The sequence below is a fragment of the Streptomyces sp. NPDC032721 genome, assembly GCF_055579625.1.
The window spans coordinates 26,129-39,089 of the sequence record NZ_JBVIMX010000013.1; the positions used below are offsets into that span (position 1 = coordinate 26,129).

Sequence of the window (12,961 nt, forward strand, 5' to 3'; positions counted from 1 at the left end):
ATAAATTGCCGGTCAATGCCGAAAAACCGCCAGCCCCCGCACCCTGCCGACCCCGGGCCGGTCGAGCACATGCCGGACGCGCCCACCCACACCCGGCCCCTCGCCTCCGGCGACCGCATCGACCCGCACCGGCACGACGACCACCAGATCATCTACGCGGGCTCCGGATTCCTCGCCGTCACCACCGACGCCGGTACGTGGTTCGCGCCCGGCACCCGCGCCCTGTGGGTACCCGCCGGAACCGTCCACTCCCACCGCGCCCACGGCAACCTCGACATGCACACCCTCGGACTGCCCGTCGAGGAGAACCCCCTCGGCCTGACCGCCCCCACCGTCCTGTCCGTCGGCCCCCTGCTGCGCGAGCTGATCCTCGCCTACACCGGCGCCGCCCGCTACGACACCGCCACCTCGCGCCCCGCCCGCGCCCCCCGCACCCCCGGCCCCATGACCCCCGAACGCCTCCGCCTGCGCGCCGTACTCCTCGACCAGCTCCGCGCCTCGCCCCAGCAGCCCGTCCACCTGCCCGCCCCCGCCGACCCCCGGCTGGCCGCCGTCTGCGACCTGCTCGGCGCGGACCCCGCCGACCCGGCCACCCTCGCCGAACTCGGCGCCCGCACCCACACCGGTGAACGCACCCTCAGCCGGCTCTTCCGCAGCGAACTCGGCATGACCTTCCCGCAGTGGCGCACCCAGCTCCGGCTCTTCCACGCCCTGCGCATGCTCGCCGAGGGCACCCCGGTCACCACCGTCGCGCACCGCTGCGGCTGGGCGTCCGCGAGCGCGTTCATCGACGTCTTCCGCCGCGCGTACGGACATACGCCGGGCGCCCACCTGCGCGGCGACCACAGCCCCGGGTGACGGGCGGGGCTTGACCCTCACACCGTGTCAGGGCCTGCACTGGGTGGCCTCGGGTGTCCTCGGCAGGACACACACCACCGCGTGGAAAGTGCAGGACGACAGTGACGTACTACATCGGCTCAGGCCCCTACTGCTACGCCAACTCCCTTGCCATGGTGCTCGGGGAAGGGGCAGGGGAGCGGGACACGACTCCGGCGGTCATCGAGGTGCTGACCGGTTCGCCGTTCGGCTTCGAGCTGCTCGGCGGTACGTTGCCGCTGTTCGACCCGTACGGCTGGGACCCGGACCTCGGGCTGAGCGCCGCCACCGGCCACCTCGGCGTGCGGTGCACCCGTACGGCGGGAGGGACGGCCGAGGAGGCCGAGGCGCGGCTGCGCGAGGCGTCCGCGCAGGGGCCCGTACTGGTCGGGCCCGTCGACATGGGGCTGCTGCTCCACCAGCCGGGCACGCCCACCGCCGACGGCGGCGACCACTACGTGGTGGTGCTGGAGGTCGAGGGCGACACGGTCGTCTTCCACGACCCGCACGCCCACCCCTTCGCGACGCTCCCGGTCGCGGACTTCCTCGCCGCGTGGGAGGCCAAGGCGGTCGGCTACGCGGACGCTCCGTACGTGATGCGGGCCGGTTTCGTACGGGAACGGAGGGTCACCGCGCAGGAGGCGCTGCGCGCTTCGCTGCCGGAGGCGGAGCGGTGGCTGACCGGCGCCGGACGCCGGTCGGTGCCGCCGGGGACGCTCGGGAGCGCCGAGGGGCTGGAGGCGCTGGCCGCCCAGGTGGACGCGGGACTCGACGAGGGGACGCGCGGCTTCCTGGCGCACTTCGCGATCAGGGTCGGTGTACGCCGTCTCGTCGACGCCGCACACTGCCTCGGCACGCTGGGGCTCGCCGGGGCGGCAGCGGTCGCGGACGGACAGGCACGCCTGGTCGGCGGCCTCCAGCACCCCCTCGTCACGGGCGACGACCGGGCGCTGGCGGACGGCCTGCGCCGCCTGGCCCCGACGTACGAGGAACTGCGCGGAGCGCTGGCGGCGCGCGAGGCTTGAGGGGCCCGGGCCGGGGAGGATACGGAGCCCCAACTGACCGCCCCCCGGGCGCATTTGGGGCGATACCCGGAGCGGCCCGCGACCAGTGGGCCGGTGTGCCGGCGAGGGGAAGCGAGTCACCCGCGCCGCAGAACTCGCGCATCGTGTCCATGGAACGCCAACTGGCCCTGGACGCGATCGAGTCGGCGCCCCAGAGTCAGGGCTAGCGGTGACGCCCCTGACTCTCCCGCCAGCAGGGAGAGTCAGGGGCGCCGACGTCGGATCAGGCCAGGTCGAACCGGTCCAGGTCCATGACCTTCTGCCACGCCGCGACGAAGTCCTTCACGAACTTGGTGTTCGCGTCGTCGCTCGCGTACACCTCGGCGACCGCGCGCAGCTCGGAGTTCGAGCCGAACACCAGGTCGGCGCGGGTGCCGGTCCACTTGACCGTGCCGCTCGCGTCACGGGCCTCGAACTCGTCCTGCGCGGAGGACGTCGACTTCCACTCGGTGCCCAGGTCCAGCAGGTTGACGAAGAAGTCGTTCGTCAGCGTGCCGACGCGCTCGGTGAGGACACCGTGCTTCGAGCCGCCCTGATTGGCGCCCAGGACGCGCAGACCGCCGACGAGCACGGTCATCTCGGGGGCGCTCAGCGTGAGCAGGTTCGCCCGGTCGAGCAGCAGGTTCTCGGCGGGGAGGCGGTTGCCCTTGCCGAGGTAGTTGCGGAAGCCGTCCGAGGTGGGCTCCAGGGCGTCGAACGACTCGACGTCCGTCTGCTCCTGCGTGGCGTCCACGCGGCCCGGCGTGAAGCCGACCTCGACGTCCACGCCACCGTCCTTGGCCGCCTTCTCGACGGCCGCCGAGCCCGCGAGGACGATCAGGTCGGCCAGCGAGACCTGGCGGCCGCCCTTGGCGTTGAAGGACTCCTGGACGCCCTCCAGGGTGCGCAGCACCTGGGCGAGCTCGTCCGGGTTGTTGACCTCCCAGTTGCGCTGCGGCTCCAGGCGCACCCGGGCGCCGTTGGCACCGCCGCGCTTGTCGCTGCCCCGGAAGGAGGCGGCCGACGCCCACGCGGCGGAGACCAGCTGGGAGACCGTGAGACCGGAGCCGAGCACCTGCTCCTTGAGCGCCGCGATGTCGGCCGCGTCGAGCAGCTCGCCCTCGCGGGCCGGCAGCGGGTCCTGCCACAGCAGCACCTCGGAGGGCACCTCCGGGCCCAAGTAGCGGGCGACCGGGCCCATGTCACGGTGCGTCAGCTTGTACCAGGCGCGGGCGAAGGCGTCCGCGAACTGGTCGGGGTTCTCGTAGAAGCGGCGCGAGATCGGCTCGTAGACCGGGTCGAAGCGCAGCGAGAGGTCCGTGGTGAGCATCGTCGGACGGTGCTTCTTCTCGGCGTCGAAGGCGTCCGGGATGATCTCCGGAGCGTCCTTGGCGACCCACTGGTGGGCGCCCGCCGGGCTCTTGCTGAGCTCGTACTCGAACTCGAAGAGGTTCTTGAAGAAGCCGTTGCCCCACTGGGTGGGGGTGGTGGTCCAGGTGACCTCCAGGCCCGAGGTGATGGCGTCCTTGCCGACGCCGGTGTTGTACGTGGACTTCCAGCCCAGGCCCAGCTGCTCCATCGGGGCGGCCTCGGGGTCGTCGCCGACGTTGTCCGCAGGGCCCGCGCCGTGGGTCTTGCCGAAGGTGTGGCCACCGGCGATGAGGGCGACGGTCTCCTCGTCGTTCATCGCCATGCGGCGGAACGTCTCGCGGATGTCGCGGGCGGCGGCGAGCGGGTCCGGATTGCCGTTGGGGCCCTCGGGGTTGACGTAGATCAGACCCATCTGGACGGCGCCGAGCGGGCTTTCCAGGTTGCGGTCGCCGGTGTAGCGGCCGTCGCCGCCGAGCCACTCGGTCTCGGGACCCCAGTAGACGTCCTCCTCCGGCTCCCAGACGTCCTCGCGGCCACCGGCGAAGCCGAAGGTCGTGAAGCCCATGGTCTCCAGGGCGACGTTGCCGGTCAGGACCATCAGGTCGGCCCAGGAGAGGGACTGGCCGTACTTCTTCTTGACCGGCCACAGCAGGCGGCGGGCCTTGTCGAGGCTGGCGTTGTCCGGCCAGCTGTTCAGCGGCGCGAAGCGCTGCTGGCCGGCCCCGGCGCCGCCGCGCCCGTCACTGATGCGGTACGTACCGGCGCTGTGCCAGGCCATCCGGATCATCAGCGGGCCGTAGTTGCCGAAGTCCGCGGGCCACCAGTCCTGCGAGGTGGTGAGCACCTCGGCGATGTCCTGCTTCACGGCCGGCAGGTCGAGGCTCTCGAACGCCTTCGCGTAGTCGAAGTCCTCGCCCAGCGGGTTGGCCACGGCCGGGTTCTTGGCCAGGATCTTCACATTGAGGCGCTCGGGCCACCACTGCCGGTTCCCGCCGCCCTGGGTGGGGTGCGCGGCCCGGCCGTGCGCGACCGGGCAGCCCTCCGCCCCGCCTGTTTCCTCGGGCTTCGGGTCGGTGACGATCGCATCGTGGTTGTCAGCCATGGGAGTCCTCTCGCAACTGGGCAGAAGGTTGAGTGAGCGGGTGGCCGTATCCGGACTGCCTGGTGTCCCTTGGCCCTTCGCCAGGAAGGAATCCTATGGTGGACAGGATCCAGGTCAAGAAGTTCACCTGTTCCATATTCCTTCGCAACACCCACAACTGGCTCTAATATCCAGGTGTTTACCCGCACGCCCGGCTAACCGATTGGGTGATCCGTCATGAGTGACCTGCTCCAACGGCTTCGCGGGCACGGCTGGCGGATGACCTCGCAGCGGCGTGTCGTCGCCGAGGTGCTCGACGGCGACCACGTACACCTCACGGCGGACGAGGTGCACGCGCTCGCGGTGGACCGGCTGCCCGAGATCTCCCGGGCGACGGTCTACAACACCCTGGGCGAGATGGTCTCCCTCGGCGAGGTCACCGAACTCTCCACCGACGGCAGGGCGAAGCGGTACGACCCCAACGCCCACCGCCCGCACCAGCACCTGGTCTGCTCCGGGTGCGGCGTGATCCGTGACGTGCACCCGGTCGGCGACCCGCTGGACAGCCTCCCCTCCGACCAGCACTACGGGTTCACGGTCTCGGCGGCGGCGATCACCTACCGGGGGCTGTGCCCGGACTGCGGGTAACGCCAAGTTCCGCCCCGCTGTAGGAAGTTGTGTCAGCAAGGTTGACGCGGACGCGACAGCGACCGCACATTACTTCTCGGTAGCACCACCCGTCGGCGTGGCGCACGAGGCATGCCCCTCACGAGAAGAGAGATCACATGTCCTTCCGTCGTGTCATGACCGCGTCAGCTCTGTCGGGAGCGCTGGTCCTCGCCCTCGCCGCCGCCGCACCCGCCGGTGCCGCGCAGCAGCCGCTGGAGTACGTGGCCCTCGGCGACAGCTACAGCGCGGGCTCCGGCGTGCTCCCCGTCGACCCCACCAACCTCCTGTGCCTGCGCTCCACGGCGAACTACCCGCACGTCATCGCCGCCAGGACCGGCGCCCGCCTCAAGGACGTCAGCTGCGGTGCCGCCCAGACCAAGCACTTCACCCAGCCCCAGTACCCGGGCACCGCACCCCAGGTCAACGCCCTCTCCGCCGGTACGGACCTGGTGACGCTCACCATCGGCGGCAACGACAACAGCACCTTCATCAACGCCATCCTGGCGTGCGGCTCGGCCGGCATCCTCAGCGGCGGCAAGGGAAGCCCCTGCAAGGACAAGAACGGCACCGCCTTCGACGACCAGATCGAGGCGAACACCTACCCCGCCCTCAAGTCCGCCCTGCGCACCGTCCGCGCCAAGGCACCCCACGCCCGGGTGGCCGTGCTGGGCTACCCCTGGATCACCCCGGCCACCGCCGACCCGGCCTGCTTCGCCAAGATGCCCATCGCCACGGGCGACGTGCCCTACCTGCGCGGCATCCAGGAGCACCTCAACTCGGCGGTGCGACGCGCCGCCGAGGAGACCGGGGCCCGTTTCGTCGACCTCGCCGCGGCGTCCGACGGCCACGACGCGTGCAAGCCGGTCGGCACCCGCTGGATCGAACCGGTCCTCTTCGGGCACAGCGTGGTCCCCGTGCACCCCAACGCGCTCGGTGAGCGCCGCATGGCGGAGCAGGCGATGTCGGCTCTCGGCCTCGGCTGACCCGGCGCGCGACCCGGCGCGCGCGACCCGTCCTGCCACCCGCCTTGTCCTGACCAGGCGGGTGGCGGCTAGTTTGTGGGGCAGAACTAGTACGCGGGCCCGTGGTGCCAGAGTCACGTGCGGGGAACGGAGAGGTCGTCAAGAGTGTCGCTGCGCGGAGGTGACCCGGCCGAGATCGGCGGCTACCGGCTGGAGGCGCGGCTCGGCTCGGGCGGCATGGGCACCGTCTTCCTGGCCCGGACGGACTCCGGACGGCCGGTCGCGATCAAGCTGATCCACCAGCAGTACGCGGCGGACGACGAGTTCCGCATCCGGTTCCGGCAGGAGGTGGCGGCGGCCCGCCGGGTCAGCGGCGCGTTCACCGCCGCCGTGGTCGACGCCGCCCCCGAGGCCGACCAGCCGTGGATGGCGACGACCTACATCGAGGGCGACACCCTCGCCCAGCACATCGCCGCCAAGGGCCCGCTGAGCGGCGCGGAGCTCCGTACGCTCGCCATCGGCCTGACGGAGGCGCTGCGCGACATCCACCGCGTGGGCGTCGTGCACCGCGACCTCAAGCCCTCGAACGTCGTGCTCTCGCCCGAGGGCCCGCGCGTCATCGACTTCGGCATCTCCCGCGCGATCGACCAGCAGACGCTGACGATGACGGGGCGGGTCATCGGCACCCCGCCCTTCATGTCACCGGAGCAGTTGCAGGCACCGCGCGGCGTCGGTCCCGGGTCCGACGTCTTCTCGCTGGGGACGCTGCTGGTGTACGCGGCGACGGGGCAGGGGCCCTTCGACGCGGACAGCCCGTACATGACGGCCTACCAGGTGGTGCACGAGGCACCGGCGCTGAGCTCCGTACCCGAGGCGCTGCGCGCGGTCGTCGAACCGTGCCTGGACAAGGCCCCCGAGGGACGCCCCTCGGCGGACGAACTTCTCGTACGGCTGCGGGACCTGCCGTACGACCTCGGCGGGAGCGACACGGTCGCGGCCGGGGGAGCGGGTGCGGGGCGTGCGGGGCGTGCGGGGCGTACGCGGGACATGGACACCCAGCACCACCTGGCCATGGCGGACACTCCGCCGCCGACGGGCAGGGCCACTCCGGACCCGGCTCCGGCCCCTGCTCCAGCTCCTGTTTCGGCTCCAGCTCCTGGCGGGCGTCGTCTGCGCCACCGCTGGCGTCCGGTGCTCGCCGCGATGACGGCCGGCGGGACGGACGAGGTGGGCAGCGACGGCGTCGACAGGAGCACCGGCACCCCCGCGCGCGGTGCCGCGCTTCCGCAGGGCTTCGGACCGTGGCACCAGAGCGTGCTGGGCGGTCGCAAGGACATTCCCGACGAACTGCGCTGCATCTCGCGCGCGGACGCCCTGTTCTGCGGCGGCGGCGGAGTCGTCGCGACCCGTATCAAGGCCTCCGACGGCTCGCGGGTCTGGACGCGGAACAGCCCCGGCGTCCCGGTGCAGGGCATGCACCTGGTGGGTGCCACCGACGACACGGTGCTCGGCTACCGCTTCGCCGACCAGGACAACCCGCAGGGACCCGCCAGCGAGGTGGTGGCGATGGACGCGGAAAAGGGCAGGGAGCTGTGGTCCACGCCGTCCGGCGCCCAGTCCGTGGCGGTCACCGGCCGGTCGGCGGACGCCGTGGTGGTCGGCTCCGCCGTCGTCACGGTCGACGCCGCCAACTCCCGGCTGGAGTCCAGGGAGGCGCGCAGCGGCAGGGTCGCCTGGAAGAGGCCGTTCCCCGTGGGTGCGCAGTGCGCTCCGGTTCCGGCGGGCGCGCAGCTGTACGCGATGTGCGCGCGGACCGCCGAGGTGGACGCCTCCGACGTCCGTCACCTCGCCCTGTACAAGGTCGACCGCGCCTCCGGAGCTCTGGGCAGCCCCCTCGCGGTCAAGGGTCCCGCCGTCATGATGGGCGCCGCGGACGGCAGGTTCGTACTCCTCCAGGTGCACCGGGAGGGAGTGTCGGCGGCCGGTTACGACGGGGTGGCGCGGGTCGACCCGGCCTCGCGGAAGGTCACGTACGCGCGGCTGCCGAAGACGTACACGGGGACGCCGGGCATGGCCGACGGCACCGTCTACCTGAGCGGGCGGGCCGGTCTCGTGACCGCGTTCGACCCCGGGACCGGCCGCAAGAAGTGGTCGCGGCAGACGAACGTGGAGGGCGCGTCGGGGCCCGTCGCGGGTGACGGGGAGCTGTACTTCAGCTCGGCCACCGGCCGGGTGGTCGCGCTGTCGCCCCGTACCGGCAAACCCCTGTGGTCGACGGACCCCAGGACCGAGGGCATGACGGGCCAGGAGGGCGCGAGCCCGCGGGTGACCGTCGCGGGGCGTGCGGTGATCGTGGCCGCGGACAGGAACACCCTCTTCGCCTTCGACGCGCAGAACCCGCCGAAGTCGGGCTGACGGCGCGCACCGGTCATGTTCACCATCGGAGACTTCGCCAGGCTCGGCCGCGTATCGGTCCGCATGCTGCGGCACTACGACGCCACCGGACTGCTGCACCCGGCCCGCGTCGACCCCGTCAGCGGCTACCGCTACTACACCGCAGTCCAACTCGCCCGCCTCAACCGCCTCATCGCGCTCAAGGACCTCGGCTTCACCCTCGCGCAGGTCCAGGAGATCCTGGACGAGAAGGTCGGTACCGAGGAACTGCTCGCCATGCTGCGGCTGCGCCAGGCCGAGCTGGAGACGGCGATGCGGGCGGCGGCGGCCAATCTGGCCCAGGTCGAGGTGCGGCTGCGGACGATCGAGAGTGAGGGGAGCATGCCCGCCGACGAGGTCGTCCTGAAGAGCCTTCCGGCCGTACGGGTAGCCCAACTCACGGGCGTCGCAACGGACTTCGACACCATCGGGCCGGTCATCCAGCCGCTGTACGAGGAGCTGTTCCCGCGCCTGGCGAAGGCGGGCATCACCCCGACAGGCCCCGGGATCGCGCACTACGAGGACGCCCCCGACGGCGGGGTACTCGTGCACGCGGGGGTGCAGGTCGCGGCCCCCGTACGGGACTCCGGCGAGCTGCGCGTCGTGGACCTGCCCCCGGTCGCGGAGGCGGCGACGATCGTGCACCGGGGCCCGATGGAGGAGGTGCTCCCGGCCGTCCAGGCCCTCGGCCGCTGGGCCGACACCAACGGCTACCGCTCCGCCGGATACCCCCGCGAGATCAACCTGGAGTGCCCGGAGGACCGTGCCGACTGGATCACGGAACTCCAGGAGCCCGTCAGCCGGACGTGCCGGACGTGAGCGCTGCACGCCTGCGCGCACGGCGTACCGCCCACGCCCAGACGGCCAGTGCCACGGCCCACAGCGGATAGTTCATGGTGATCTTCGCGAAGGCCAGCCAGCCCGCCAGATCACGGTCGTACAGCCAGAACTGCACGACGAACCGCGCGCCGAACACCAGCGCCAGCACCGCGGTCGCCACGTCGTAGCCGAACCGCGAGGGCGGGTCGTCGCGCCAGGTCATGGGCGTACGGTTCGCGGCGCTCCACAGCACCCCGGCGAGCGGCCGGCGCAGCAGCAGCGAGAGCACGAGGACGGCGCAGCAGCCCAGGCTCCACCAGATGTCGGTGACGAAGAAGTCCCTCGCCTCGCCCGAACGACCCGCGAAGTACGAGGAGACGGCGACGCCGACGATCCCCGCGAGCGCGGGTTTGAGCGGCTGCCGTCGTACGGCCCGCAACACGGTGAAGGCGACCACGGTGCCCACGGCCGCGAAGATCCCCGCCCGCAGCCCGAACGAGGAGTTGACCAGCACGAAGGCCACGGAGGGAAAGGAGGACAGGAAGAGCCCGACGGGCCCACCGGTCTCCTGCCAGAGGGTGGGACGGCCGGGCGGCGGCCCGGGGGAGGGGGCGCGTTCCGTGCGTTCCTGCGGAGGGCGGGTGCAATAGCTCAGTGCCATGACGGTGCCTCTTCGACCTCGGGTAACTGCTCACCTTCTGCGTACGTACAGGAACTCCTTTGCGTGGCCGTTCAGTTGGTGTCGCCCTTCCCGACAGCCCTGCGGTACAGGTCCTGCAACTCACCGACGAACGCGGCGGTATCGACGTCCGGGTCCGCGCGGAACAACTCGTGGAACCCTTCCACCGAGCACTGCACGCTCTGCGCGACCCAGACCGGGTTGAGCTCGCGGAACTCCCCGCTGTCCACCCCGCGCCGCAGGATCTCCTCGACGGGCCCGGCGAGCGCCCGCGCGTCGAACGCGTCACTGCGGCCGGGCGCCTTCCAGCCCGACGACAGACGCCACAACGCCCTTACGCCGTCCCGGTGTTGGTCCTGGAACCGCACGAAGGCCGCGATGTACGCCATGAGTGCGGCCATCGCGTCCGGCGCGTCCGCGAGCGCGGTGTCGACCGCGTCCGCGCACTTGCCCAGCAGATCGTCCACCAGGGTCACCAGCACGTCGTCCTTGTCGGCGAAGTGGTAGGTGATCAGCCCGGGGCTCGAAAGCCCGGCCTCCTCGGCCACCCGACCGAGCGAGGTCCGCGAGAGCCCGTCACGCGCGAGCACGGTGGCGGCGGCATCGATGATCTGCCGCCGCCGCACCTCACCCACGACCGAGGGCCGCCGCCCGGAGTTCTTGTTTGTACGCACAACCCAAAAATAGCTCAGCCGAACAAGAATGTCGCGCCGACCGCCAGACCGGCGTGCACGTGCCGGTCCTCGGCCTTGAACGCCAGCAGTGTCCGGCTGCCCGGTGTCCCTCGGGCGAGCGATGTCGCTTCCCTCCTGTGGGGGAGGTGCTGCTCACCGCGCAGGGGGACGGTCCCGCAGTGGGCTCACTGCCATAATCGCCCGTGTGAACAGCCTTGTGACTGACGGGCGTTACCGCTGGAACGGGACGCTGCGGCGGGCTGGGGAGTTGTTGCGGCGTCCGGTGTTCGTCGTGGTGCTGTGTGTGCTGGCGGTGGCCGGGGCGCTCGTCGAGTTCGTGGTCCGGCGGGGTTCGATTCCGCTGATGTTCGCGGACGCCTCGCAGGGGGCGGCGCCCGGTGGGGGAGTCGTCGGGGTTCAACTCGCCATGCTGGTGGGGCTGTTGTGCCTGTGTGGGGCGCTTCCGCTGGTGTTGTTGCGTCCGGTCGTGGCAGGTGTCGCGGTGACCGCCGCGAGCGTGGGGTCGCTCACGGTCTTCCATACGGTGACGCTGGCGGGCGTTGCCGCGCAGTTGGTCGCCCAGTACCGGCTCGGCCGTCGGGGGTACGGGGTGGTGGCGATGCTCTGTGGGGTGCCGTTCCTGGGGCTGGCGCTGGGCGCCGTCCCGGCCGGTTCCGCCGAGACCGATCAGCGCGTGCGGCTGGTGGTCCTCGCCGCTCTCGCCCCGGCCGCCGCGTACGCCGGTCTCGTACGACGGACCCGCGAGCGGGACCGGGAGTATCGCGTGCTGAGCGAGGTCATGGCCGACAGTCGGTGGGAGAACGCGGCCAGCACCGAACGGGCCCGTATCGTCCGCGAGTTGCACGACGTCGTGGGCCACCATGTCTCCATGATCGCGGTGCAGGCCGAGACGGCCCGCGTGGCCACCCCCGGCATGCCCGCCGCAGGCGCCGAACGGCTGCTCGGCATCGGCGACACCGCCCGCGCCGCACTCACGGAGATGCGGGGCCTGCTCGGCGTATTACGGGAGGACGTGGAACCGCACGCCAACGGTCCTGCCGACACCCCGGCGGCCGGTGAGCGGCGTCCGCAGCCCGATCTGAGCCGGCTCGACGAACTCCTCGACGAGGCCCGCCGCGCCTCCCCCGCCACCGTCCGCCTGGTCCTCAGCGGCCACCCCCGCCCCCTGGCCCCCGGCGTCGAACTCGTCGCGTACCGCATCGTCCAGGAGTCCCTGACCAACGCCCGCAAGCACGCCACCGGCGACCCGGTCGACGTCGAACTCCACTACGCCGACGACGCCCTGCACCTCGGCGTCCGCGACAACGGACCCGGGCCGCCGCCCACCGCTCCGTACACCGGACACGGTCTCCTCGGCATGCGCGAGCGGGTCGCCGCGGTCGGCGGGCGGATCAGTACCGGTCCCGGCGAAGACGGCGGATTCCTCGTCCGGGCCAGCTTCCCGGCCGCACCGCCCGAACGGGCACGCATACAGACACATGCGCCACACTCGCCACACGTGACGGAACGGACCACATGAGCCTGTCGCCCCCGCCGATCCGCGTCGTCATCGCGGACGACCACCTCGTGGTCCGTACCGGCTTCGCCACCCTGCTGGACTCCCAGCCCGAGTTCACCGTCCTGCGGACCGCCACCACCGGCGTCGAAGCGCTCCGGGTCTGCCGCGAACTGGCCCCGGACGTCGTCCTCATGGACATCCGGATGCCCGAGATGGACGGCATCGAGGCCACTCGCCAGCTCGTCGCGGGGGCCGCGGGGGCGCCGGGGGCCGCAGGGGCGCCGGGGGCGAGTTCCCCGCGCGTCCTCATCCTGACGACCTTCGACCTCGACGAGTACGTCTACGACGCCCTGCGTGCGGGCGCCAGCGGGTTCATGCTCAAGGACGCCACCGCCGAGCGGCTCTTCGACGCCGTACGCGTCATCGCCGCCGGGAACGCCCTGCTCGACCCCGGCATCACCCGCCGCCTGATCGGCGAGTTCACCCGGCGCCCGGCCGGGAACGCGGCCGAGACCGTCGAACTCCCGCTGCCCGACGGCCTGGAGACGCTCACCGCGCGCGAGCGGGAGGTGCTGCTGCACGTCGCCGAAGGGCTCTCCAACGCGGAGATCGCCGTACGCCTCGTCGTCACCGAGGAGACGGTGAAGTCGCACGTCAGCCGCACCCTGGCCAAACTCGGCCTGCGCGACCGCACCCAGGCCGTGATCGCCGCGTACGAATCGGGACTCGTGGTCCCCGGAGCCCGCAGGGCCGACCTCCCCCGCACGGGGGACGGCGAGCCCCGCCGCGTCCCCCGCAGGAGCACCGGCGAACCTCGCTCGCCCCGGTGACGACC

The 12,961-nt window shown here is 72.0% G+C and carries 11 protein-coding genes; 8 read left to right on the top strand and 3 right to left on the bottom strand.

Annotated elements, in window-relative coordinates:
- Window positions 1-15 precede the first annotated feature (15 nt).
- A complete protein-coding gene (locus ACZ5PB_RS26280) occupies window positions 16-858 on the top strand; it encodes a helix-turn-helix transcriptional regulator (protein WP_468694199.1) in 843 nt (280 codons plus the stop codon).
- 101 nt (window positions 859-959) lie between these two features.
- Window positions 960-1,901, top strand: a complete 942-nt coding sequence (locus ACZ5PB_RS26285) for a hypothetical protein (protein WP_468694202.1) — start codon at window positions 960-962, stop codon at window positions 1,899-1,901.
- Window positions 1,902-2,163: 262 nt separating this feature from the next.
- On the opposite strand, the gene katG is transcribed toward ACZ5PB_RS26285, so the two are convergent.
- Entirely contained in the window at window positions 2,164-4,392 is a 2,229-nt protein-coding gene (katG, locus tag ACZ5PB_RS26290) for a catalase/peroxidase HPI (RefSeq protein WP_468694204.1), read from the bottom strand.
- Window positions 4,393-4,608: 216 nt separating this feature from the next.
- On the opposite strand from katG, the gene ACZ5PB_RS26295 reads away from it, so the two are divergent.
- From ACZ5PB_RS26295 to ACZ5PB_RS26310, 4 genes are all read left to right on the top strand, one after another.
- Window positions 4,609-5,019, top strand: a complete 411-nt coding sequence (locus ACZ5PB_RS26295; RefSeq protein ID WP_468694205.1) for a Fur family transcriptional regulator — start codon at window positions 4,609-4,611, stop codon at window positions 5,017-5,019.
- A gap of 155 nt (window positions 5,020-5,174) precedes the next feature.
- On the top strand, window positions 5,175-6,023 hold the full coding sequence (locus ACZ5PB_RS26300) for an SGNH/GDSL hydrolase family protein (RefSeq protein WP_468694207.1): 849 nt from the start codon (window positions 5,175-5,177) through the stop codon (window positions 6,021-6,023).
- Window positions 6,024-6,167: 144 nt separating this feature from the next.
- Window positions 6,168-8,417, top strand: coding sequence for a protein kinase domain-containing protein (locus ACZ5PB_RS26305; protein WP_468694209.1), 2,250 nt, complete (start codon window positions 6,168-6,170; stop codon window positions 8,415-8,417).
- Window positions 8,418-8,432: 15 nt separating this feature from the next.
- A complete protein-coding gene (locus ACZ5PB_RS26310; RefSeq protein ID WP_468694211.1) occupies window positions 8,433-9,254 on the top strand; it encodes a MerR family transcriptional regulator in 822 nt (273 codons plus the stop codon).
- Here ACZ5PB_RS26310 and ACZ5PB_RS26315 read toward each other — a convergent pair.
- Window positions 9,232-9,915, bottom strand: a complete 684-nt coding sequence (locus ACZ5PB_RS26315) for a DUF3159 domain-containing protein (protein ID WP_468694213.1) — start codon at window positions 9,913-9,915, stop codon at window positions 9,232-9,234. The two genes, ACZ5PB_RS26310 and ACZ5PB_RS26315, sit on opposite strands and share 23 nt — an antisense overlap.
- A gap of 71 nt (window positions 9,916-9,986) precedes the next feature.
- Complete coding sequence (locus ACZ5PB_RS26320) at window positions 9,987-10,607, bottom strand: TetR/AcrR family transcriptional regulator (protein WP_468694214.1); 621 nt, start codon at window positions 10,605-10,607, stop codon at window positions 9,987-9,989.
- Between the two features lie 205 nt (window positions 10,608-10,812).
- Between ACZ5PB_RS26320 and ACZ5PB_RS26325 the strand changes: the two genes are divergently transcribed.
- Together ACZ5PB_RS26325 and ACZ5PB_RS26330 are read left to right on the top strand one after the other, a co-directional pair.
- Complete coding sequence (locus tag ACZ5PB_RS26325) at window positions 10,813-12,147, top strand: sensor histidine kinase (protein ID WP_468694216.1); 1,335 nt, start codon at window positions 10,813-10,815, stop codon at window positions 12,145-12,147.
- On the top strand, window positions 12,144-12,956 hold the full coding sequence (locus tag ACZ5PB_RS26330; RefSeq protein WP_468694217.1) for a response regulator transcription factor: 813 nt from the start codon (window positions 12,144-12,146) through the stop codon (window positions 12,954-12,956). The genes ACZ5PB_RS26325 and ACZ5PB_RS26330 overlap by 4 nt, the downstream gene beginning before the upstream one ends.
- Window positions 12,957-12,961: the final 5 nt, after the last annotated feature.